Origin of the sequence: Bacillus carboniphilus, assembly GCF_020524035.2 — a bacterium.
Taxonomy (GTDB): Bacteria; Bacillota; Bacilli; order Bacillales; family JAIVKR01; genus Bacillus_CC.
Window position 1 is genome coordinate 2,888,583 of the sequence record NZ_CP129013.1, and the last position, 22,592, is coordinate 2,911,174.

Below are 22,592 nucleotides of genomic sequence, written 5' to 3' on the forward strand. Positions count from 1 at the left end.
AAAACGTAAAATTCTTTTCAAACCAACAAGTAGGGGTGAAAGATTTACGTAGGTAAAGAATAATCATATTCACTCCTGCTTGTTTATGACGTAAATAAACATCATGCAGGAGGATAAAAATGAAAAAAGGTACGTTAGCTTCACGAAATATTCGTGTTTTATTTTGGGCAGAACTATTTGGGAGTGTTCGTTTTATACAGCCCGTTTTGGCTTTGTTTTATTTTGCGCGTGGATTGGATGAAACATCGATCCTCTGGGTTATGTTATTTTGGAGTACTGGAGTATTAATTGGAGAAGTTCCTACAGGTGTGTTTGCTGATCGTTTTGGTGCCAAGCGTTCTTTTATGGTTGGGGCCGTTTTAAGTGTCATTAGTCATGGAATGCTTATTTGGGCCTATGATCCTTGGGTATTTTTCGCTAGCAGTTTTGTCAGCGGATTTTCTGTCACGTTCTTTAGTGGGGCAGATGAAGCGTTAATCTATGAATCTTTAAAAGAATCTAATGAAGAAAATAAGATGGATAAAGCAGTCGGGATTATCCATTCAGGCCAATTTGTTGTGATGGTTTTTGTCTTAATCATAGGTGCTATGATAGCCAAAGACTTAACAGATCAACAGTTTATATTACTATTAATATTGGGTATTCTTTTTCAATCTATTCAAATTGTTCTGTTGTTATTTATTGGAAATCCAAAAAATCAAGGAAACTACCGGGACAATCCTTTTAAGCAAGTAAAAGAAGGCATTCTCACGATCAAAAAGGCTCCACAAGTATTATGGATGTTTCTAAATGTTACGCTTGTGTTTATTCCATCAGCTGCTATTTTCGATCAGTTTAGTGATAAATTATTGAGTGATGCTGGTTTACCGGTGTTTTTAATCGGATTTGTCTTTGCTGGACTATCTATATTAAGTTTCTTCCTTTCCCGTTCAATTGGTTGGATTACATCGCGAATCTCTCGAGTAATTGTGTTACATGTTACAGGGGGGATAAGTGTAATTGGCTTGCTATTGGTTGCTTATTTTCGGGAGACCCTTTGGATCTTATTACTCATAATGATTCTTCTCCGGTTTGTGAGAACAATACGTTACCCTGTTTATTCTCAATTAGCGAATGATATCATTCCATCCAATGTACGAGCGACAACGATTTCGTTATTATCGATTATTGATTCAGTCTGTGACTTAATCATATTTAGCAGTGTTGCTGGAATTGCGGTGTTTGGGTTTAACGTGCTATTTTTAGCGTGTGCGGCTATTGCTTTAGTGGGAAGTTTAATTCCTATACGACCAGTAGCGAAATTAAGTTAGTAGATATAAGTTAGAATCCATTTTGACCTTTTTCAAGATGGATTCTTTCGTTTTACATGAAATAATTGAATGAAGGGGACCGTAATGAAAAATTTAGTACAACAAATCATCAACTGGATCAATAAAACGGATGAACATATGGTTATAGGTATTTCAGGGCATGGTGCCGCTGGAAAAACGACGTTTGCACAAGATTTGGTCAATGGGGTAAATCAAAAAGGAGTAAATTACATAAATACAGACCCTTACCTTGTTAGCTCAAATGTTCGAAAACATGCCATCATTGAGTATACGTATCACAATGAACGTCATCAATTTAAGGTGACGGCTTGTCATCCAGCTGCTCACAATCTTGGTGCGCTGGAAAGAGATATTCAGATGGTCAGAGAGAAGTTAGATTTTAATACGATTCATACTTCTTATTTAAAAAGTAAATTGATATCTTCAAAAAACAAAGTGACGATAGTAGAAGGAATGACCGTAGCTTTTATTAATCCAGATCTTTTTGATCTGACAATCTATCTTTATGCAGATGGAGAAACGGAATTAAGGAGAAGAAGTAGCAGGGACATTGTTGAAAGAGGGGCTGATCTTGCTTATTTGAAGAGATCTCATGAAGAACGACGGATTCAGTATGAGGTATTTATGCATCCCTATAGTGAAAGGTTTGATATTATTGTGAAAAATGACGATCAATCTATCGTTCTAGAAAAAAACAATTTAAAAAACACGCCTCATGTTAATAGACGTGAGGCGTGTGGAAAGAAATTATTTTAAATCAAATCGATCGGCATCCATCACTTTCACCCAAGCGGCTATAAAATCACGTGCAAATTTCTCTCTGTTGTCATCCTGTGCATACACTTCAGCTATGGCACGTAGGACGGAGTTGGAACCGAAGACGAGGTCAAAACGGGTTGCCGTCCGTATAACTTCTCCTGATTTTCGATCGCGCCCTTCAAATAAATTGAAGCCTGTAGGTTTCCATTCAATCTCCATATCAAGTAAGTTAACGAAGAAGTGGTTTGTTAAAGAGCCAACCGTGTCAGTAAAAACACCGTGTTTTTTATCGCCATAATTGGCACCAAGAACACGCATTCCGCCAATAAGGACAGTCATTTCAGGAGCAGATAAACCTAATAGTTGAGCTTTATCGACAAGCATTTCTTCGGGTTTAGTAGAAAATTCTTTTTTCTGGTAATTGCGGAATCCATCGGATATAGGTTCCAATACATCGAAGCTTTCTGCATCGGTCTGTTCGGTAGTTGCATCACCGCGGCCAGGAGAAAATGGAACAGTAACATCAAAACCAGCCAGCTTGGCGGCCTTTTCGACGGCTGCACAACCTCCTAAAACAATTAAGTCAGCAAGGCTCACTTTTTTTAGTTAGTGTGCTTTGAATCTTTTCGTAAACATCAATTACCTTTGTAAGTTGCTCTGGCTCGTTTACTTCCCAATCTTTTTGAGGAGACAATCGAATCCGGGCCCCGTTTGCTCCCCCGCGCATATCTGATCCGCGGTACGTGCTGGCTGATGCCCAAGCCGTTTTCACAAGCTGGCTTATAGTTAATTCAGTATTTAAGATTACTTCTTTCATCTCTACTATTTCATTAGCAGATAGTTCGTAATCAACTGCTGGAATCGGATCTTGCCAAATGAACTCTTCTTCCGGTACTTCAGGTCCTAAGTATCGGATTTTAGGTCCCATATCACGATGAAGAAGCTTGAACCATGCACGTGCAAAAGTATCGGCAAATTCTTCAGGGTTTTCATGAAAGCGACGGCCGATCTTTTCGTAGACTGGATCCATTCTTAGAGCCATGTCAGCTGTCGTCATCATGGTCTTAACTCGGGTGGATGAATCCTCAGCATCGGGAGCTAAATGCTCTTCCTTCATATTAATGGGTGTCCACTGAAATGCGCCAGCTGCACTTTTAGTCAGTTCCCATTCGTAACCAAATAGAAGGTCAAAGTAGCCATTATCCCACTGTGTAGGATTCGTCGTCCAGGCACCATCAATCCCGCTTGTAATGGTGTCTCGTCCTTTTCCTTTTCCGTGTGAACTAATCCAGCCTAACCCCTGCGTTTCTAGTGTGGCAGCTTCTGGATCATCACCTACATGAGAAGGGTCACCTGCACCGTGGGCTTTACCAAACGTATGACCACCAGCTACAAGAGCAACTGTTTCTTCATCATTCATGGCCATTCTTTTGAATGTTTCCCGAATGTCACGAGCACTTGCTACTGGATCAGGTTCTCCATTTGGACCTTCAGGGTTTACGTAGATAAGCCCCATTTGCACAGCAGCTAGTGGGTCTTCTAATTCGCGATCTCCCGAATAACGATTGTCTTCTAGCCATTCCTTTTCTGATCCCCAATATACATCTTCTTCCGGATGCCAAATGTCTTCACGCCCACCAGCAAAGCCAAATGTTTTCAATCCCATTGATTCAAGTGCGACGTTACCCGTTAACAAAAGTAAGTCGGCCCAAGAGATTTTGTTTCCGTACTTTTTCTTTATAGGCCATAAAAGACGACGGGCTTTATCAAGGTTGACATTATCAGGCCAACTGTTTAGAGGTGCAAAACGTTGTGCTCCAGTAGAACCACCCCCGCGTCCGTCAGATGTACGATATGTACCGGCTGCGTGCCATGACATGCGGATAAAGAAGGGGCCGTAATGACCGTAGTCAGCTGGCCACCAATCTTGGCTGTCTGTCATCAAATCAAGAAGGTCCTTTTTTAGCGAATCGTAATCCAGCTTAGAGAATGCTTCTTGATAATGAAAGTCATCCTCCATTGGATTTGATTTATGATCATGCTGGCGAAGAACACCTAAGTTCAACTGCTTTGGCCACCAATCTTGATTTGTTGTCCCGTGGATAGCTGTATTTTTCTGGTGAGTGAAAGGACATCCCTGATTCGATTTTTGGTTATTTTCCATCTTTTATTCTCCTTTCTATTATAGGGATCTGAATCCATTCATAATTAATACAGATTAATAGGTAGATAAGGATCATTACACATGATTATAACTTGTACTGTATGGATCCCCTAGTACATATTTATGCAGAGGATAAAAAGATATTGGTACAAATACGTATTTTTCATTTTAATTTTAGAGGTTGTTCAAAACTGACATGGCCTAGTGGCCACCACTATAAACGAAAATAAGAAGGCTATTTTCGTATAAAAAGTCCTACGATGAACACGCGCATTCTGGATGGAGATGGATCTACGTTGTGTCTGAATTTAGTTAATGACCCTATGTAATAAGTTGATGCTCTGCATACTTGTCGTCGTTATAAGGGAGTTTCCATTTTTTTGACACACATATTAGGTGTTGCTAATATAATAGTGAAGAAATATTAGAAATTTCTAATGTGATGGAGGTTTAAACAAGTGGTACAAAAAGTAGATATGGATACAAAAGTAAAATTTCTACAAGGATTCGCACATAAAATAAGAATTCAAATTCTTGAATGCATTAAGGAAGAAGAAAAAACGGTATCACAAATTGTTGATGACCTAAATGGAAACCAGTCGAGTATTTCACAACACTTAGCGTGCTTGAAGGGGTGTGGGTTGATTGTTGGCAGACAGGAAGGAAAATATATCTTTTATCGATTAAGTAATGAGCATGTCAAAGACTTACTGACCATGTTTGATGTTGTGCTAGATCAAGTGGAAGACGATGTAGCTTGTTGTAAAAATCATATTGTTTAGAAGGTGTGGGTATAGTGGCAGATCAATGTTGCAGTTCGAAAGAAAAAGAAAAAATGGCAGTACAAGAAGCAACAAGTTGCTCAGAAAGTAAAGAGAAGACTAATAGTTGTTGCAGTAGTAATCAAAGTTTAGAGCAATCTTGCTGTAGTGATAATGAAATTGATTTTACTCCTAAAGATGAAGTAGTTGAATATCGAATATATGGGATGGATTGTCCTTCATGTGGATTAACAATAGAAAAAGGCTTACGCAAACTAGAACATATTAAAGATGTAAAAGTGAACTATAATACAGCAAAACTTCAATTAGTTAGGCAAGATGGTGCGAATATGATAGGGGTCGAGGATGAAGTCCAAAAATTTGGTTTCCGAATAAAACCTCTCAAACAAATTGAAGATGTAAAAGAATACTTAATAGAAGGAATGGATTGTGGCAGTTGTGCGAAAAGTATAGAAAATCATTTAAATACTATTGAAGGGGTTAACAGTGTCATTGTTAACTTTTCGACTGGGAAAATGAAAGTGGAGCATGACAATAGTGTAGATGAAATAATCTTACAAGTATCTAAGATTGGTTTTAAAGCGTCTTTGCTATCAAAAGCTAGTCCTTCTCCTAAGCCCGCTAAGAATAAAGAAGGAACCACAATTATTATTACGTCTGGACTATTAATTGCCTTAGGTATGATGGGGGCGTTTGCGGAAGTATCATTCTATTTGACAACTCTATTATACGCAACAGCTATGGTGATTAGTGGATATAAACCAGTGAAAAGTGCCTATTACTCTATTAAGAGTCGTTCATTAGATATGAATGTACTCATGTCAGCGGCGGCTATTGGTGCTGCCCTCATTGGCGAATGGGTAGAAGGAGCAATGGTTGTTTGGTTATTTGCTCTAGGGACAACTCTTCAAAACATTTCGTTAGAGAAAACGAGGAATTCGATTCGCAACTTAATGAATCTATCTCCTTCAGAAGCATGGGTTAAAGAAGGGTCTCAGCTGGTGAAAAAGATTGTGGAAAATGTATCAATAGGGGAAGTAATAATCGTAAAACCAGGTGATAAAATTCCGTTAGATGGGGAAATCCTCAAAGGTGAGTCTAGTATTAATCAAGCTCCGATTACAGGAGAATCAATTCCAGTCGACAAAGAAGTTGGAGATACGGTTTATGCAGGTACCATTAATGAAAATGGTTCGCTAGAAGTAAGAGTTACTAAAATAGTAGAAGATACAGCCATAGCCAAAATTATTCATTTAGTAGAAGAAGCACAAGAACAAAGGGCTCCTACTCAAGACTTTATAGATAAATTCGCAAATGTTTATACGCCGTTTGTCTTTATTTTAGCATTACTCACGATGGTTTTTCCTCCTATAGTAGGACTAGGTACGTGGGATGATTGGTTTTATAGGGGGCTTGAACTGTTAGTCGTTGCTTGTCCGTGTGCTCTAGTTATTTCTACACCAGTAGCGATTGTTTCGGCCATTGGAAATGCCGCCAAAAATGGCGTTTTAATTAAAGGGGGTACATTTTTAGAAAAATCAGGAGCGATTAATGCGATTGCCTTTGATAAAACAGGTACGTTAACGGAAGGGAAACCAAAAGTTTCTGAGGTAAAGGCATTAAATATGCCTGAGGAAGAGTTTTTATCAATCGCTTTAACATTAGAAAGCTATTCCGCTCATCCAATTGCACAAACCATTGTAAATTACGCAACGGAAAAGGGAATAACCTCTAAAGAGGGTGAATTATTTAAAAATCTAGTCGGTAAAGGCATTCAAGCAACCCTTGATGGAGTAACTTACTATGCTGGGAATGCACGACTTTTTGAAGAAATGAACTTACCTTTAGGTGAGGCTCAAACAATCGTTCAAGAGATGCAACAGAAAGGAAGAACCGTTGTAATTATTAGTAATCAGCAAGAAATGCTAGGGATTATCTCTGTTGCTGATACCGTTCGCCCCTCCACTGTTCAGGCATTAAGTGGATTGAAAAAAGTCGGAGTTCATCAAGTTGTCATGTTAACAGGTGATAATGAAGGAACAGCTAAAATGATTTCAAAAGAAGCGTCAGTTAGTCGTTATTTTGCAGAATTACTACCAGAAGACAAAGTCGACGTTATCAAGAAATTGCAGAATGAAGGGCATAAAGTAGCAATGGTGGGCGACGGAATTAACGATGCTCCAGCACTTGCTTCAGCTGATTTAGGAATCGCCATGGGCGGAGCAGGTACGGATACAGCAATGGAAACAGCAGATATCGTATTAATGGCGGATAATCTTGAAAAACTGCCACACACGATAAAGTTAAGTCAAAAAGTACTGAAGATTATAAAACAAAACATTTGGTTTTCAATAATTGTAAAATTGATTGCACTAATATTAATCTTTCCAGGTTTGCTCACACTATGGTTAGCCGTACTAAGTGACACTGGAGCTGCTGTACTAGTCATCTTAAATGCTCTACGTCTTTTAAAGGTGGAGTCGGATAATCAATAAAGGTAGGTACTCTTCCTTTGAACCCTCTAGCTTTTTTGTGCTAGAGGGTTCGTCATTTTTATGACTTAATAGTTTAGAAAAAACCAAGTGAACTATATATATATATATTAGTTTACAAAGTATAAAACCTATGCTATCTTCTTATTAGAAGCACAAAACAATTAATAATGGACTACACAATATGAAAAGGTGGCTGTAAATACGATGAAAAAACAAATCGCATTAATCACGGGAACTTCTACAGGTCTTGGGTTTGCATTAACTGAAAAACTTGCAAAAGAAGGATGGAAAGTTTATGCCACGATGAGAAATGTCCAAAAAGGGACGGATGTTTTAAATCTAAAAAATGAAGGACTTGATATAGAATTACTTCAGTTAGATGTTCAATCTCAGCAATCGATTGATGAGGCTGTAAATACAATTATTAACCAAGAGGGGCAGATTGATCTTCTGATTAACAATGCAGGTATTGGGTTTATAAAAAACACAGAACAAGCGACTGAAGAGGAGGTTCAAAATGTGTTTGATATTAATACATTCGGGCAAATTCGTTGTACGAAGGCGGTTCTCCCATTCATGAGGGAGAAAAAGGCAGGGAGAATTGTTTCTGTTTCTTCGGTAGGAGGGTTAGTTGGCCAACCGTTAAATGAAATTTATTGTGCCTCTAAGTTTGCTTTAGAAGGATATTATGAAAGTTTAGCTACTTATGTTACGCCATATTTTGGTGTCGAATTTATGATTGTAGAACCTGGGGGGATTTCATCGGAATTTACTACCAACATTCTGTCCAAGGTAGAAAGTGAAGGTGGGCTTCCTAAAGATGACTATGCACCAGTATTAAATGATTATTTAGGATCAAGAGAAGGGCGTAATAATGACGGTGTATTCCAAACACCAGAAGAAGTAGCAGGTGTTGTTTTGGAACAGTTAAACAAAGATCAACTTTCTTTACGTGTTAGAACGTCTCCTTGGGCTGAAGAACTATGCAATTATAAAACGTCTACAGATCCAACAGGATTATTACAAACAAAAGAAGTTACTCGTTCGATGTTAGGGAAAGAATAATTTAAGATTGAAAAGTGTCATCAAAAGGATGAAATACTTTCTCCTCCTCTATATTTGACTTAATTGGAAAAGCAGATTGTTTTGCTGAACTTAGGTTTTTTGTTACGATTAAATTGCGCACAATAAACAGTTGGGCAATTTGAGAATGAAGAGTCCAAAAGCAAATTTTAAATGGAGGGATTAAAATTGACAAAGCATATTTTAATGGTGGTTACTACAGCAGACGAGATGAATGAAGGTCACAAAACAGGTTTATGGCTATCTGAATTTGGTGAAGCTTATGTAGAATTTGCGAAGTTAGGATACGAAATTACGGTAGCGAGTCCTAAAGGTGGAAAAACACCGATTGATGATCAAAGCTTACAAGGAGAGGTCCCTCAAGAGATTTTGGATACAGAGAAGTATTTACAAGATACTATGAAGATAGAAGATATTCAAGATACAACATTATTTGATGCGATTTTCTTGCCAGGTGGACATGGTACAATGTTTGATTTACCTGAGAATAAAAAGTTACAAGAAATCATCCGAGACCTATACGAAGCAAATAAGACGGTAGCGGCAGTTTGTCATGGACCAGCAGGTTTAGTTGGAGTAAAATCATCAGATGGTACTCCTTTAGTATCAGGTAAAACAGTAACGGCCTTTACGGATGCTGAGGAGCGCGAGACAACACTAGACCGTTTCATGCCATTCTTATTAGAAACTCGTCTTCGTGAGTTAGGAGCAAATGTCGTTGTCGAGAATAATTGGTCAGACCATGTACAAGTAGATGACCATTTAATTACAGGGCAAAATCCTCAATCTACCATTAGCGCCGCAAATGAAGTAATAAAGCAACTGAGTAAGTAAAGAAGTAGAAGTAGGTTAGTGAAATAGTGTGAATTTAGTATTTACATGTTATAGTAATTAAAGAAAAAAACAGCTTGTGAAAATGCATCTCGATAAATGGGGGTTCTCCATTTATCGAGATGCATTTTATTTTTGAAAAAGTAATTATTAATACAAGGGGTAGTATAAAGAATGCTCCATTTTTCAGGGACGCCTTTTGTAACTTAAATAATAATTTTGTTTATTTGTAAATCAATCCGTGGAGTTTGATTGATACAATCCGTATCAATATTCAGAAAAAACAGTTAATATTCATATGGACAACATTAAAACCCAATCCCATAGTAGAGTCATAGGATGAGTTTAATCCTAGCACGGTGTTTATTATTCGAAAATTGTTTAGTGCTCATTTCTCCCACTCTTCTTTAACCTAATTGCCGAGAAGTCGCCCACTTCTAAATGAAGAGGAAGTGGGTGATGAATCGGTTCTTTTTTTGTATAATATTGTTATAGAATGTCAAGGTAGGTGAAAATCGTGACAAAGCTAAACAAGGCGTATAAATTCCGTATCTATCCTACACGTGAACAAGCTTCTCTTATTCGCAGAACCTTTGGTTGTGTGCGTTTTGTGTACAACAAAATGTTAGATGACCGTAAGAAAACCTATGAGAAATATAAGGATGATAAGGAAACCTTGAAAATGCAAAAGTTCCCGACACCTGCCCAGTACAAAAAAGAATTCGAATGGTTGAAGGAAGTTGATTCACTCGCTTTAGCGAATGCACAAATCAATCTTCAAAAAGCGTATCAAAACTTCTTTGCTAAAAAGGCTGACTTTCCTACCTTCAAAAGTCGTAAATCGAGACAATCCTATACAACAAATGTGGTCAATGGGAATATTGAACTTACAGAAGGATTAATTAAACTACCAAAACTGACATGGATAAAAATCAAACAGCATCGCCCAATAACAGATGGACATAAGATAAAAGCGTGTACGATCTCCATGACTAAAACAGGGAAGTTTTTTGTGTCCATCTTGACTGAATATGAAAAGAAAATTGTAGAACAACCAGCTCATTTATTGATTGGTCTAGACTTTGTGATGAATGGCTTATTTGTCGATAGTGAAACAGGTAAGAAAGCCAATTACCCTCGTTTTTATCGTCAAATGGTAGAGAAGCTAGCCAAAGAAAGCCGCATATTAGCTAGACGAACAAAAGGCTCTTCTCGTTGGCATCAACAGCGCTTAAAAGTAGCGAAAATTCATGAGAAAATCGCCAATCAAAGAAAAGACTTTCTTCATAAACAGTCTTATAGACTCGCAAACCAATACGATTGCGTCATTATTGAAGACCTCGATATGAAAGGGATGTCTCAAGCATTGAAGTTTGGTAAAAGTGTAGCTGATAATGCCTGGGGGAGGTTCACATCCTATTTAGAGTACAAGTTAAAAGAACAAGGAAAGAAACTAATCAAGATCGATAAATGGTTTCCTTCTTCAAAAACGTGCTCAAATTGCGGTCAAATCAAGGAAGAATTGACGCTTTCTGACCGAGTGTTCCATTGTCATTGTGGATTCTCGTCCGATCGTGATTGGAATGCGTCAATCAATATCAAAAACGAAGGTATTCGAAAGCTTACATAAAGGAAACAAGAACTCTTGGTTCACGAGGGATCGCCTAGTCCATTAGAGACCATTAGGTTTCTGTACCTAGGAAGCATCCACCTCTAAGCGCTAGCGTAGGTGGTATGTAGTTCACGGATTGCGTAATAATACTCATCCCACCATTCATCTCCATGAGGAATACACTTCTTATGATGGCCTTCTCTTCTCATTCCGATTTTCTCCATCACACGGTAGGAGGGGATGTTTTCAGGCTGGCATGTATCAACGATTCGGTGGAGATTAATTGTCTCAAAGCCATGTCTTAGTAGTGCCATTGCCGCTTCAGATGCATACCCTTTATTTTGATATTGGGGGTTGAAGACCCATCCTATTTCATAAGTATGCTCACCAAAATAGGGATGGAAAATAATATGACCAATCACTCTGTTTTGGTTAACGAGTATGACAGGGAATTTTTCAGCTTTTTTACCCATATTGGTCTGAACAAATCTTTTAGCCTCTTCTTCAGAAAAGACTCCTTCAGGGATATACTCCATCACACTTTTTTGGCTGGTATATTCATGAACTTCTTTCCAATCACTTTCTTCAAATGGTCGTATTAGTAACCGATCTGTTTTAATAAACATTTTTCATACCCTTTCTCAAAAAACTTCTTCCTTAGTAATTACGAGATTGAAAGATTCATTCCTTTATTATCAATATTTATCTAAAGTTAGTGTGGGATTTTTGAATTCTCGGCCCCTTATTGTGTCTAGTACACTTGTTTCTCAAAGCTTATTAATGTAGTGTATTTAAGCGTAATAGTTTTATTTAACGATTAGGGGGAAATAAAGTGGCATCATTGAAGAAGAGAACATCGGTCGATTTTGCAGAACTTGATGAAGAAATGACCGAAGAGGTTCTATTGTTTGTAGGAAAGAACAAAGAAACTTATCAAAAGAAATGGGAAAAGTTATCTCAAAAAGGGAAATCAAAAGTATCATGGAATTGGGCAAGCTTTTTATTAGGATTGTTTTGGATGGCGTTTAGGAAAATGAATACATATGCCTATTCTTTTTTAGCTATGTTTGTAACCTTAGATATTTTCTTTCTTTTATCTGCTAACCAAACAATCCCTTCAGGTAGCTTGATAGGAGTTTTTGTCGTTATAGGTATGATGTCGAATCAAATGTATTTAGATCATGTAGTGAGATCAGTCAATAAGTTAAGAGAATCTTATCCTAATAGAGAAGAAAGACTTAAAGAAATTAGTAAACGAGGGGGCGCAAGTTGGATAAATGCGATTGTATATGTGATCGTATTCTTTACTGTTTATACACTTGTAGATATATTTTTATAATAGGGTGGAACATACAGGTGTATTTCTAATCATAGATGGAGAAGCAGATGAACTTAGAAATCCCAAATTCCCTGCTCCAGAAATGTAATATGCCTATTATGATTTATTCATTTTATTTTCAATATGTGTAGCATAAAAATTTAATCTTGATCGATCTCTCGTATATGAATATGAAATAAAGGGAGTTGTAATGGGGATAGCTGACTATAGTTTAAAAGATAACTGTAGTCAGCATGACACAGTTTGCTGTTTACAGCATTCTCCTCATCATAACTGTGTTGTAATTCCCGTCCGAGAGAATCTTATCTTTTTTAAGAATGCCTTCAATTTCAAATCCAAGTTTTTTGTAGAGAATAATGGCTTTATCGTTCGTTTCAAGAACGTGTAGAGTCACTTTTTTTTATGTTGTTTAATTCAGCCCATTCAAGTGATTCTTTTAATAAGTTTTGACCGATTTTGTAACCCCAATAACCCTTTAAAACTCCTACACCAAATTCTACTTTATGGGCAAGCCGTTTTAAGTGGTTTCCTTCACACCTTGAAAAACCAACCACTTTTCCATTAACTAAAGCTACTAAAAATAAATTTTTAGGGTTTTTCGTATCCTCTTTAATAAGATGTTCAAAACCCTTTTTATCTATAAAATCCTCTCCTTTTTCTCGGTCAAGGAATTCGGTTTCTCCATCAATTTGTAACCTTGTTTCAGATAAGCTTTGTGCATCTTCATGAATAGCGGTCCTAATAACATAGGAGACTCTTTTAATATTATATTTTTTATTAATCTCATTCATCTATATGTCTCCTGTCTAAAAAGATGTTTGTGTTTTTACTATAAGTGGGTGTTTAAAAAGTAGGGAAAAAAGGACGCTGAAGAACGAGGCGGTGTAGCTTTGAGCACTCACAGTGTACCTACAGTATGGTTCACGGGCTAAGAACGTCCCCATCCTAGGGACAACACCCGTGCTAGCCAATCCTGGCGTCGGAGTGTCGGAAAAGCAAACCAACAAAGTTATTCAACCGACATTTTTTTAGGACTTTTTGAACAACCTCTATAATGAAAATATAGTCAAATAGCAAAACGAGGGGGTAATAGCATGACGAAAAGAATATTTGTCATACGACACTGTCAAGCAAACGGACAGCAACGAGAAGCTGAACTATCGGAAGAAGGGGAAAAACAGGCATATGAATTAGCCAACTTTTTTGCGAACAAAAAGGTCGAACGAATCATCTCTAGTCCATTTTTACGTGCAAAGCAGTCGATCAAACCACTGAGTGAGAGGTTGAGTCTAGATATGGAATCAGATGAGCGTTTGTCAGAAAGAATTCTTAGTTCAAGTAACCTGTCAGATTGGTATGAGAAATTGAAAGAAACGTTTGAAGATTTGGAGTTGAAGTTTGCAGGGGGAGAATCAAGTCAAGAAGCCATGAATCGAATCGTAAATGTGATTGAAGATGTGTAGATTCAGAGGCTACTAACACAATCATCGTTACTCACGGGAATATCATGTCGTTGTTACTCAAGAATTATGATCCTTCAATTGGATTTGAAAAGTGGGAGAACCTAGACAATCCAGATGTATATTTATTAACTTTTCAGGGACAAGAGGTGGATATTGAACATTTGTGGAATGTAACGAGGGTAAATTTATGATGACAACTTAAAAGGGATTATACTTGTAGCCGCATCCATTGATTTCAATACTCCGATCGCAAGTTCACTTCTAACTCAGGAATTTTTAGAGGTTATCCCATTATTAACGAATTCTTGTCTTCAGGTTACTTCTAAGAGAATCAGTAGATTCTTATCGTTACTCTTTAATTGTCAGATTCCTAGAAATAATGCGGAATAAATTATCTCTTATGCATCTTTAGTACCATCTCAAATTAGAGGGAATTTATTTCTTTACGAACCATTAAGTGCTAAAGAAGTCTTGTCGAATGTACAGACTCCTATATTAATTCTAGATAGCAGGGAAGATAGAGTAGTTAGATTCCAAGCATCTGTAGGAATTAATCGAATAGCACCCAACTCAAAGATTATATTATTTGATCATATTGGTCATTCGATTTTTGCAGAAATACCCGATCCGTTTAATAGAATCTTATGTAAATTTGCTCATTCTATCCCTAGCTAGGTTTTCTAAAAAACTTCCTATTGTAATAAGCTTCTTAGGATCTTTAAATTTTCTTGTGAAAATTTTCGGTGCTTTTCGATTCCTCTCTTCTTACACCAGCCAATTGAACTAAACGCGTCTAAAAAGCGATAAAACGGCAAAACATCCTCTAAGTTGATAATGGGGCGAATAGATTCATAGCCTAGTTGATATGCTTCTTTCGTCCCAGGATATTTCATAAAGATATCCCGATTCATTTTGGTGAAGTCTATTTCTGTAGAACCAATTTTCACACTTTCAAAATCAATAATACCTGACACTTTGTTTTCACCAATGATAATATTAGCTGGCCTAAAATCATTATGAATGAAGCTAGGTCCATCTGGCTGTGGGAGTGATCTTAAATGACTCTCAAAAAAAACAACTGATTGATCATATAGATCAGGGTCGATGACTTCTATAACATCTTTCGCAAATGAATAAAAATGGTCGTGCAGAAAGTCAGTCCATTGATGAAAAATAGTGGGTATGGGACCATTTAGATCCTTTTCAGTTGGAACAATATTGTGTAGTTTGGCATGATAAACACCTATATCATAAGCTAACGATTTATCTACAGCTTCGGATAACGGTTTTCCATTTAGTTCAGCTAATAAAATGGCACCTGTAAAATCTTCGTCTCCCTCAAAATAGTCTACTACTTGTGGAACAGGTAACTCATGCTGGAATCGTTTTAAAGCCGCCAACTCACGTTCGAATTTTATTTTGGAATAAGGGATCTTCAAATAAACCGATCGATGATCGATTAGCTTTATTTTATAAACAGTTGAGCTATAAGACTCAGGAACGTCGTCAATGGTTAAGACGTTCAAGTGAAATGTATTGATTAAATGTTGTAGTTTATCCATTGGTTACCTCCAGAAAAGGGGAGGCTATCCTCGTTATAGGGATAGCCTCGTTACTATTAATAAGTCTTTGGAAAAGCTTTTCTATTAAATAACAAGTAAATTGCGGATGCGGTCAATAGTGTACCTGCTAAAATGAATGATAGTTGAACATTTGTAAACTCTGTAATGCATCCAAATAATAAGGAAGAAAAACCAAACAGAAAAGAAAATAAGGCTCCTTGTAATCCATAGATTTTAGGTAAATCGATAGCATCTGCTTCCTTTTGTATATAGGTGTTCATCGTGATAGATTTTACTTGTTCTACCACACCTACTAATACGGAAAGGACAAGTGCTAAAATAGCTATAGAATTCAAACCAAAGAAAAGTGTTAATAAGCCAACACAGAAAGAGGAACCAATTAACAGGCTTCTCATATGAGTTTCAACAAGATGAACCAACTTTGAAACGATAAAGCCACCCACAAGCAAACCAAAGAAAAAGGTCGTATTGATATATCCCCACCAAGATTCTGATTTTTGTAACACCTCAGAAACGTAAACATATAAAATGGCTGCAATCCAAACGACGCTTGCAATTGCTTCAAATATGATTAAAACATGTAACCTTTTGATTATCGGGTTATCCCAGATTAACTTCCAACCCTCTTTTATCACTTTTAATGGCTTTTTACGATTCTCAGTCTGTGATAAAGGCTCGGCGGTATCGTTGAGAAAAGCCATAATAATGGAGGAGACAAGAAATAATAATAACGTGATCCATAACACTTGTTGTCCACCGACAATCGTGATGAATACTCCTCCAAATCCCTGCTCCAGAAAGAAGAATTCCCGTTTGAGTGGGAGACAGTTGTAAGTGCTGTTTTGCCGTAATTACAACAAGCAAGACAACGGCATGAGTTGTGAAATTCAAAACCGTGTGATTAAAGGAAATAAACCTATGAATTTTAGTTGAAAATAATAAATTTATGCCAGCTAGTCCTTCCTTTAAAGAAGATTTTTCTTTTAGTTCTGCTTGATTTATAGGTTCTTTTTCAATAAAACGTAGTGCACATATACTTAAAAAGGATAGTAAAAATGTCAAAGCATCAATTCCTAACGTTGCTGCCGCACCGATGGTGGACAGCATCAAACCAGCTAATAAAGGACCGACTAACGTACTAACAGCATCTGCCCCTTCTAAATAGTTATGAGCTTCTATTAAACGATCTCTACCTGCAATTTGAGGAGTAATAGAGTTCAATGATATCTTAAAAAACAACCCAGCCATCCCAGATATAAAAAGAATAGAACAAATGATTAGGATGTTAAATTCATCAAAAAGGATGACGAATACAAGTAAAGTCATTGTAATCGTTCGGACTAATTCTGCAGTTAAGGCAATTTTTTTCTTTGATCTCTTTTCTACCCAAACTCCAGCTGGTAAAGAGAGCAATAAAGGAGCAAGTTGTGTACTAATGGCAACTAAAGCCTGCTTTCAAGGGTGATTGAGTGACTTGAAGAACAACCCATGGAATGACGAGTTCGCTAAATCTTCCTCCAAATATCGAAACAAGCTGACCTAACCATAAAACAAGAAAGTTTCTGTTTTTAAACATGTAGAACACCTCTTAAGAAGATTATGAGTATATGGGATTTAAAAAATAATAATCACACGTTAATCTCCTCCTAAGAGTAGTTGGTTAGGTCAGTTAGATAAAGAAAAATTATACATAATAGAGATTTTATATTATATGGATTGGTTTGTGAAGAGAGAATTTTATTATTGGAGTTTGTATTTAGTTCTGACTAACAGAGCAAGGATTCAGTCATTATTGATGATCCTCATTTAAAGGGAGTTGAATGAAAACTGTTTAGAAGGTCTGAAACTATGTTAATAGAGGGTTTAATTTGGCTGTTTGAATATCTTGTTTATTTAAAACTGATTTCGATTCTTCTATACTTTTGAAAATAATCAAACTACATCATTGGGCAACAACTTTTTTAATAAGTTTTGTTCTTCCATAGCTTCAGCCTCAATAGAATGGTGTTGCCTCTCCCTTCTATTGTGCGTAAGTCAACATCGAAATTAAGCAAAAGAAGCATGCAGACTCTTTTTTTGAAGAGCAACTGACTGCGTGCTTCTTTAGTGTACAAACTTTTACTGACCAGGTTATTAATTTATTGGAATTAGAATTCGTATGCTCGTTCCTTTGGTTAGCCCACTTTTGACATTAATGGCACCGTTATGGAGGAGAATTAATTGTTTTGCAATAGCCATCCCAAGTCCACTTCCACTCGTCATCTCTGTTGTATGAGTCCCTCGGTAATATCGCTGAAAGAGATTGTTTACGGTTTCTTCATCCATTCCGATGCCGTTATCATTTACTTTAATGACAAGGAGATGTTTCTCGATACGAGATATGGAAACGGTTATAGTTGTGCCAATAGGATTGTACTTAATAGCATTTGTAATCAAGTTATCCATCACTCTTCGAAACCATTTCTGATCTATTGATGCATAAATATCTTCATAATAAGGCTGAAATTCGAATTGGACATGGCTATTAGCAGGATTGTTGATAAAGAAAATCAACGACTGTCGAAGAAGTTCATTCATTTCAGATGTTTCTTTTACAATTGGTAGGGCGTCATTTTTTAGTCTAAATGTTAATGTTAAATCCTCTAATAGCTCCATCATAAAGCTTGTCTTTTTTGAAATCACTTTTGCAAATTCTTTTACTTCTTTATTTGTCCAAGTGTATTTATTTGATTCTAGCATTTGTGCATAACCAGATATAGAGGAAAGTGGCGTTTTTAAATCGTGTGAAAGACCACTAATCCATTCTTCTCTTGTTTGATTCATCCTTTCCCTTTGTTTCTTTGTTTGTTTCAGGGTCTTCATTAACGAGGAGAGGGTTTCAATTAAATCTTGATATAATCGATATTTTCTCTTTATTTTTCCTTTCTTTTGCAAATCAGTAGGTCGTTCATACACCCCATTACCAATGTTTTCAATCCAATTCATGATGGTTATAACAGGAACGGCAAATTTGTGAGTATACCAAAAAATACATAAAAATAAGGTCAGAATAACCACGAAAAGAAGGAGTAACAACTTATAACCAATTAAATCTTCTACTTCATCTGTCTGTTTGGGTACCCCTACAATAACGGTTTGGTTTGTTTTGTTGTTAAAGTAGAAATCATGAAGATTATTTTCAGATATATCATGGAGTTTACTCCATGAATATTCCAAATCACCATACTGACTCAAAACCTTTCCATTTGCATCAATGAGAAGCACCCATCCGTTGTTATTTTTTATTTTCTGAACGAGGGATTCTGATAGATTCAGATTCCCTTTTTCCCAATTAATTGAGATTTTAATCTCATGTAAGATGGTGGATTGAATGTTAGGTTTTCGGTATAAGACAATGACTGGTTCGTTTGACACATCATCCAATTTCCAATAAGAATAACTTTCGGATAAAGAATGATCTCCTAGCAGTAATGCAGTCAGTTCTCTTTTTGAGAAGTGTTTTTGTACGTTTGATGGAGCATTCAAAGAGCCAATTTGTTTTCCTTCTAATGTTAAAAGAAGAAGGTACCCTTTCTGTTGTTGGACTAATTCTTTCAGTTCATCATCGAAAAAGACTTCGTTATCTTGCACTATTATGTTTTGCGAAAAGTAAATTTCATCAGCTTGAGAGAGATCTCCACCTGCTTCATTTTTAAATTGATTAAATCCAATGACCAATAAAAAGATCACAACTAATAATAACAGCGAGACAAATATAATGAGCAGTTGGATAAAAAATTGGAGCATAAAACGTTTACGTATCGTCACTTTGCTTGCTCTCCTATAAATTTATAGCCAATGCCCCTTACCGTTACAATATATTTAGGCTTACTTGGGTTCTCCTCAATTTTCTCTCGTAATTTTCGAATATGAACCATAACGGTATTATCTTCACCAAGAAATGGTTCCTTCCAAATGTGTTCATATAGTTGATGCTTACTAAAAAGCTGATTAGGATGTTTGCAAAAGAATAGGAGAAGTTGATAGCCTTTAGCAGGCAAGTCTACTCTCTTTCCTTTGACTTTTACATCTCCTGAGAATGTATCGATCGACAGGTCATCGTATTGATAGATGGTTTGCGGAGGAGGGGGTAGCTTTTTCTGTATAACGCCGTAAATGAGCTTTTATTCTGGCCACGACTTCTAATGGGTTAAAAGGCTTTGATATATAATCATCTGCACCTAGAGCAAACCCAGAAAGCTTATCTAAATCACTTGAACGGGCAGTAAGAAAGAAAATAGGAGCATCACTCATTTCCCTAATAAGGGGGGCAATCTCGAACCCGCTTGCGATCAGGAAGCATGACATCGAGTAAAATTAGATCAAACCTCATTCTTTCACATAATGATAGGGCTTCTTTAGCTGTACTTGCTATATGAATAGATTGAAAGTTTTCTTTTCTTAATATGGTTTCTAGCATTTGGAGAATAGCCTGTTCATCATCGACTATTAATAGTCTAGCGTCCTTCATGGAAAATCTCCTAACATATGTTTAATATTAAATATCATAACATATACCATCCTGATATCTCTTAATTAAGGAAGAATTAAGGTGAACGTTCAAGTTTGTTAAGGAAAGATGCTTAGAATGGAGATAGTTGAATGAAAGGAATGAATATAAATGTATGCCATAGCAAAAAGAGAATGCATTCAATTATTAATTGGGGTGAAGTCAATCATTATCATTGTACTATTGCTCGCAACAGCCTATTATTCTGGAAAGTACGCTGATTCATGGATTTCGGTAATGGAGATTGAGGGTACATCAGAAGAAGCCAAGAGTATTCATTATGCTGGTGTAAGCGTCTTCTTTTTACTGTTAGGCCCTTTGTTTGTGACGACTCTCTCACACGATAGTATCAATCGAGAGTTGCAAAACAGGACCATGAGATTTTTAGTAACAAAGACGTCAAAGAGTTCAATTTTATTAGGGAAATTTTTAGGAGGATGGATGTTCTGGTTTATTTGTTTGACAGTTTCATATCTGCTGATTCGTTTTTTTTCAGAAACCCTTGATGTGTTCCTCTTTTTTCAAAATTTAAGCTTATTAACTTATCAAGTAGCTTTCACCATTTTACTTTCTGTATGGATTTCAAAACCAAGCTTAACGATGTTTTTATCGATTGTAATTGGAATAATGACACCTGTCTTCGCATTATGGTCATTTGCATCTTCTCATTGGTTGAGTTGGATAAATGTCATCACACCTTTTTATTATTTATATCGAGATGATTATACTTTTATTGTCATCTATTTATTAACGGCTATCATTCTTTATCTTGCTTATTGGTTGTTTAAAAGGAGGGAGTTCTAATGAGTGCTATTCAGATTAATCAGATGAAGAAGGCATATGGAAAAAACCTTGTTATTAAAGGAATAGACTTGACGGTGGAAAAAGGAGAAATCTTTGGTTTGTTAGGCCGAAATGGAGCGGGTAAATCAACATTTATTAATATGCTAACGGGTATTAATGTTCCGAGTTCTGGAATATTTTCAATCTTAGGTGAGAAATCCTCCATCGAAAAAACGAAGAAGAGAATAGGGGGTTTTACCTGATTACTCGACTTTTTATGATTCTTTGACTGCGGTGGGTCATTTGAAATACTTCTCCGCTATATCAGGAGTTCCAGCATCAAGAATTACATGCATGGAAGTATTAAAACTCGTTGGGTTACAGTCTCATGCACAAAAAAAAGTGAAGAAGTTCTCCTTTGGAATGAAAAAGAAACTAGGTATTGCACAAGCCATTATTCATGATCCAGAGCTTATTTTTTTTAGATGAACCAACATCAGGTTTGGATGCGGAATCTGCCATTCATATTCAGAAGCTAATTATTCAATTACAAAAAAGGGGGAAGACGATTTTTATGACTTCTCACAACCTTGATGAGGTTGAAAAAATATGTACCCGAATCGCCATTATGAAAGACGGGGCACTTGTAAAAGTAGGAACAATAGATGAACTTCGCTCCTATTATCGTTCCACAATCTTTGTCAAACTTAAGCACGCAAAGGTGCCAGAAATACAAAAAGAAATGATTCAACAATGGTTGCAGACGATCGGGAAAAACTTGGAATGGGGAGATACAACTATGACCATTAAAGTTGATGATGAAAAGAAGATAGCAGAAATCATTCGTGCCTTTAATCATTGTAAAGTTGATGTTCTCCGTGTCGAAGTGGAAGAACCTTCATTAGAGGAAATCTTCTTAGATCAGTAAGACAAAGAGTTTTTTTAAATCCAAAGGAAAGAGACTGATGTATCTTTAGTTAAAGAAATGTTTAGAGTTTCAAGAAAATTATACAGCAAGAATCGAAACGCTATTATGCATTCCTTTCTATATAATGAACTTATTATTAAGGAAGGAAGTGACAAAATGCATAAAACAATCAACCCTAAAATCTTTTATTTTGGTACGCCAGTGGTTCTTATTAGTACAACAAACGAAGATCGAACAATCAACTTAGCTCCAATCTCATCTGCCTGGTGGATGAACCAATCATGCATGATTGGAATGAGCGGTCAATCGCAAACGGTTATAAACTTACTAAGGGAAGGAGAGTGTACATTAAATCTTCCATCAGCAAACTTAGTAGAAGAAGTGGATCGCTTAGCGTTGTTAACAGGGAGAAACCCTGTTCCAGAATATAAACGCGAGATTGGCTATCAATATGAACAAAATAAATTTTCAAGGGCAGGTCTGACGTCTATACACGCAACCAATGTTGGTCCTCCACTCGTAAAGGAATGTCCGATTCAATTAGAGGCTGTTGTACAAAAAGAGTATGATTTTGATGAACCTAGTGCAATTAAAGCTTTTGAAATGAAAATTGTCACAACTCATATCGATGAGAAAATACTATTGGAGAATGGCAAAGACTATATAGATCCTGAAAAATGGAAACCGTTAATGATGAACTTTTGTGAGTTTTTTAGTTTTGGGCCTAAGCTCTATCCATCTAAATTAGCAGAACCGTTTACTTCAAGGTACTATGCCAATTAACCTTTGGATTGGCGCAAGCCTGTATGATTTAGGTTGTTAGACTAAAAAATTTAGAGGGGCTGTATAAAGCAAATTTTCAGATCTAATCCAGATAAAAAAGCCAAAAA

General features: G+C 36.6%; 17 protein-coding genes and 4 pseudogenes. 12 read left to right on the forward strand and 9 right to left on the reverse strand.

What is annotated here, in order from left to right:
* The first annotated feature begins 119 nt into the window (after positions 1 to 119).
* Together LC087_RS14865 and LC087_RS14870 are read left to right on the forward strand one after the other, a co-directional pair.
* Positions 120 to 1,310 (forward strand): MFS transporter, encoded by a 1,191-nt coding sequence (locus LC087_RS14865; protein WP_226543131.1) that lies wholly within the window; start codon positions 120 to 122, stop codon positions 1,308 to 1,310.
* A gap of 84 nt (positions 1,311 to 1,394) precedes the next feature.
* Positions 1,395 to 2,087, forward strand: coding sequence for a uridine kinase family protein (locus tag LC087_RS14870; RefSeq protein ID WP_226543132.1), 693 nt, complete (start codon positions 1,395 to 1,397; stop codon positions 2,085 to 2,087).
* Here LC087_RS14870 and katG read toward each other — a convergent pair.
* Positions 2,079 to 4,254: pseudogene (gene katG, locus LC087_RS14875) on the reverse strand (catalase/peroxidase HPI). The gene LC087_RS14870 and the pseudogene katG overlap by 9 nt on opposite strands.
* Positions 4,255 to 4,730: 476 nt before the next feature.
* Between katG and LC087_RS14880 the strand changes: the two are divergent.
* The 5 genes from LC087_RS14880 (at position 4,731) to LC087_RS14900 (ending at position 11,075) form a co-directional block, all read left to right on the forward strand.
* On the forward strand, positions 4,731 to 5,036 hold the full coding sequence (locus tag LC087_RS14880) for an ArsR/SmtB family transcription factor (protein ID WP_226543136.1): 306 nt from the start codon (positions 4,731 to 4,733) through the stop codon (positions 5,034 to 5,036).
* A gap of 11 nt (positions 5,037 to 5,047) precedes the next feature.
* The gene (locus LC087_RS14885; RefSeq protein WP_371932703.1) at positions 5,048 to 7,531 is read left to right on the forward strand and encodes a heavy metal translocating P-type ATPase; all 2,484 of its coding nucleotides are present in this window, start codon (positions 5,048 to 5,050) and stop codon (positions 7,529 to 7,531) included.
* A gap of 204 nt (positions 7,532 to 7,735) precedes the next feature.
* Positions 7,736 to 8,596: an SDR family oxidoreductase gene (locus LC087_RS14890; protein WP_226543134.1), complete on the forward strand. Its 861-nt coding sequence runs from the start codon at positions 7,736 to 7,738 to the stop codon at positions 8,594 to 8,596.
* A 186-nt stretch (positions 8,597 to 8,782) separates the two neighbouring features.
* Positions 8,783 to 9,448, forward strand: a complete 666-nt coding sequence (locus LC087_RS14895) for a type 1 glutamine amidotransferase domain-containing protein (protein ID WP_226543135.1) — start codon at positions 8,783 to 8,785, stop codon at positions 9,446 to 9,448.
* A gap of 514 nt (positions 9,449 to 9,962) precedes the next feature.
* Positions 9,963 to 11,075: an RNA-guided endonuclease TnpB family protein gene (locus tag LC087_RS14900; protein WP_306019676.1), complete on the forward strand. Its 1,113-nt coding sequence runs from the start codon at positions 9,963 to 9,965 to the stop codon at positions 11,073 to 11,075.
* 83 nt (positions 11,076 to 11,158) lie between these two features.
* Here LC087_RS14900 and LC087_RS14905 read toward each other — a convergent pair whose 3' ends face one another.
* Positions 11,159 to 11,683 carry a GNAT family N-acetyltransferase gene (locus LC087_RS14905; RefSeq protein ID WP_226540406.1) on the reverse strand — a complete coding sequence of 175 codons (525 nt, stop codon included), beginning with the start codon at positions 11,681 to 11,683 and terminating at the stop codon, positions 11,159 to 11,161.
* Between the two features lie 206 nt (positions 11,684 to 11,889).
* Here LC087_RS14905 and LC087_RS14910 point away from each other — a divergent pair, with 206 nt between their 5' ends.
* Positions 11,890 to 12,396: a DUF2628 domain-containing protein gene (locus LC087_RS14910; protein WP_226540413.1), complete on the forward strand. Its 507-nt coding sequence runs from the start codon at positions 11,890 to 11,892 to the stop codon at positions 12,394 to 12,396.
* A gap of 250 nt (positions 12,397 to 12,646) precedes the next feature.
* On the opposite strand, the pseudogene LC087_RS14915 reads toward LC087_RS14910, so the two are convergent.
* A pseudogene (locus LC087_RS14915) lies at positions 12,647 to 13,187 on the reverse strand (GNAT family N-acetyltransferase).
* Between the two features lie 303 nt (positions 13,188 to 13,490).
* On the opposite strand from LC087_RS14915, the gene LC087_RS14920 reads away from it, so the two are divergent.
* The gene (locus tag LC087_RS14920; protein ID WP_371932606.1) at positions 13,491 to 13,859 is read left to right on the forward strand and encodes a histidine phosphatase family protein; all 369 of its coding nucleotides are present in this window, start codon (positions 13,491 to 13,493) and stop codon (positions 13,857 to 13,859) included.
* Between the two features lie 692 nt (positions 13,860 to 14,551).
* Here the strand turns inward: LC087_RS14920 and LC087_RS14925 are convergent.
* The 6 genes and pseudogenes from LC087_RS14925 to LC087_RS14950 form a co-directional block, all read right to left on the reverse strand.
* Positions 14,552 to 15,421, reverse strand: coding sequence for an aminoglycoside phosphotransferase family protein (locus LC087_RS14925; RefSeq protein ID WP_226540416.1), 870 nt, complete (start codon positions 15,419 to 15,421; stop codon positions 14,552 to 14,554).
* 56 nt (positions 15,422 to 15,477) lie between these two features.
* Positions 15,478 to 16,188, reverse strand: a complete 711-nt coding sequence (locus tag LC087_RS14930) for an MFS transporter (protein ID WP_226540418.1) — start codon at positions 16,186 to 16,188, stop codon at positions 15,478 to 15,480.
* Complete coding sequence (locus LC087_RS14935; RefSeq protein ID WP_306019677.1) at positions 16,100 to 16,855, reverse strand: MFS transporter; 756 nt, start codon at positions 16,853 to 16,855, stop codon at positions 16,100 to 16,102. The genes LC087_RS14930 and LC087_RS14935 overlap by 89 nt, the downstream gene beginning before the upstream one ends.
* A gap of 19 nt (positions 16,856 to 16,874) precedes the next feature.
* Positions 16,875 to 17,018, reverse strand: coding sequence for a hypothetical protein (locus tag LC087_RS14940; protein ID WP_306019678.1), 144 nt, complete (start codon positions 17,016 to 17,018; stop codon positions 16,875 to 16,877).
* A 557-nt stretch (positions 17,019 to 17,575) separates the two neighbouring features.
* Positions 17,576 to 19,249 (reverse strand): sensor histidine kinase, encoded by a 1,674-nt coding sequence (locus tag LC087_RS14945; RefSeq protein WP_306019679.1) that lies wholly within the window; start codon positions 19,247 to 19,249, stop codon positions 17,576 to 17,578.
* Positions 19,246 to 19,952 (reverse strand): annotated as a pseudogene (locus tag LC087_RS14950) (response regulator transcription factor). Before LC087_RS14950 ends, LC087_RS14945 begins: the two are co-directional and overlap by 4 nt.
* Before the next feature lie 150 nt (positions 19,953 to 20,102).
* On the opposite strand from LC087_RS14950, the gene LC087_RS14955 reads away from it, so the two are divergent.
* The 3 genes and pseudogenes from LC087_RS14955 to LC087_RS14965 all read left to right on the forward strand — a co-directional run bounded on the left by LC087_RS14955 (position 20,103) and on the right by LC087_RS14965 (position 22,485).
* A complete protein-coding gene (locus LC087_RS14955; RefSeq protein WP_226540422.1) occupies positions 20,103 to 20,795 on the forward strand; it encodes an ABC transporter permease subunit in 693 nt (230 codons plus the stop codon).
* Positions 20,795 to 21,702: pseudogene (locus LC087_RS14960) on the forward strand (ABC transporter ATP-binding protein). Before LC087_RS14955 ends, LC087_RS14960 begins: the two are co-directional and overlap by 1 nt.
* Positions 21,703 to 21,858: 156 nt before the next feature.
* Entirely contained in the window at positions 21,859 to 22,485 is a 627-nt protein-coding gene (locus LC087_RS14965) for a flavin reductase family protein (protein ID WP_226540433.1), read from the forward strand.
* Positions 22,486 to 22,592: the final 107 nt, after the last annotated feature.

What these genes read in the sequence shown, in the direction of transcription:
- LC087_RS14880 (WP_226543136.1), top strand. Translation starts at nt 4,731, where the DNA reads ATGGATACAAAAGTAAAATTTCTACAAGGATTCGCACATAAAATAAGA.
- LC087_RS14940 (WP_306019678.1), bottom strand. Translation starts at nt 17,018, where the DNA reads ATGTTTAAAAACAGAAACTTTCTTGTTTTATGGTTAGGTCAGCTTGTT.
- LC087_RS14925 (WP_226540416.1), bottom strand. Translation starts at nt 15,421, where the DNA reads ATGGATAAACTACAACATTTAATCAATACATTTCACTTGAACGTCTTA.
- LC087_RS14870 (WP_226543132.1), top strand. Translation starts at nt 1,395, where the DNA reads ATGAAAAATTTAGTACAACAAATCATCAACTGGATCAATAAAACGGAT.
- LC087_RS14920 (WP_371932606.1), top strand. Translation starts at nt 13,491, where the DNA reads ATGACGAAAAGAATATTTGTCATACGACACTGTCAAGCAAACGGACAG.
- LC087_RS14965 (WP_226540433.1), top strand. Translation starts at nt 21,859, where the DNA reads ATGCATAAAACAATCAACCCTAAAATCTTTTATTTTGGTACGCCAGTG.
- LC087_RS14890 (WP_226543134.1), top strand. Translation starts at nt 7,736, where the DNA reads ATGAAAAAACAAATCGCATTAATCACGGGAACTTCTACAGGTCTTGGG.
- LC087_RS14905 (WP_226540406.1), bottom strand. Translation starts at nt 11,683, where the DNA reads ATGTTTATTAAAACAGATCGGTTACTAATACGACCATTTGAAGAAAGT.
- LC087_RS14955 (WP_226540422.1), top strand. Translation starts at nt 20,103, where the DNA reads ATGTATGCCATAGCAAAAAGAGAATGCATTCAATTATTAATTGGGGTG.
- LC087_RS14865 (WP_226543131.1), top strand. Translation starts at nt 120, where the DNA reads ATGAAAAAAGGTACGTTAGCTTCACGAAATATTCGTGTTTTATTTTGG.